Source organism: Inquilinus limosus MP06 (assembly GCF_000767795.1).
Classification (GTDB): Bacteria; Pseudomonadota; Alphaproteobacteria; order DSM-16000; family Inquilinaceae; genus Inquilinus; species Inquilinus limosus_E.
On the sequence record NZ_JANX01001107.1, the window covers coordinates 1 to 751 of the forward strand.

Sequence of the window (751 nt, forward strand, 5' to 3'; positions counted from 1 at the left end):
CGGTCGCGCGGCCGCGGACCAAGGCCATGGCGGTCGGCGGGGGGCGGCGATGGGCGGCATGACGATGAACCTGGTGCCGATGGTGGTGGAGCAGTCGGGCCGCGGCGACCGTGCCTTCGACATCTTCTCCCGCCTGCTGCGCGACCGCATCGTGTTCCTGAACGGTCCGATCGACGACGGCGTCTCGGCGCTGGTCTGCGCCCAGCTGCTGTTTCTGGAATCGGAGGATCCGCGCCGCGAGATCGCGATGTACATCAACTCGCCCGGCGGGGTGGTCAGCAGCGGCCTCGCGATCTACGACACGATGCAATACATCAAGAGCCCGGTGTCGACCGTGTGCATGGGCACGGCGGGGTCGATGGGCTCCTTCCTGCTGATGGCCGGGGCGCCCGGCCGGCGCATCGCCCTGCCGAACGCCCGGGTGGTGCTGCACCAGCCCTCGGGCGGCTTCCAGGGCCAGGCCTCGGACATCGAGCGCCATGCCGAGGACATCGTCCGGCTGAAGCGGCAGGTGAACGAGATCTACGCCCGGCATTGCGGCCGGACCTATGAGGAGGTCGAGCGCACGTTGGATCGCGACCGCTTCATGACCGCGGCGGAGGCGAAGGCCTGGGGCATCGTCGATCATATCTATGCGCACCGGGAGGATGTGGCGGCTTAGCAGCTCGTGTTGCCTCTCCCGCTTGCGGGATCTTTTCAGAACTCGATCACTCGAATCGACGCGTGTTTTCCACTCTCCCCCTCCCCTTGC

1 protein-coding gene is annotated in these 751 nt (G+C 67.5%); it reads left to right on the forward strand.

Features of this window, described 5'->3' with window-relative positions:
- Nucleotides 1-49: 49 nt before the first annotated feature.
- Entirely contained in the window at nucleotides 50-661 is a 612-nt protein-coding gene (locus P409_RS35485) for an ATP-dependent Clp protease proteolytic subunit (protein ID WP_034849862.1), read from the forward strand.
- Nucleotides 662-751 lie beyond the last annotated feature (90 nt).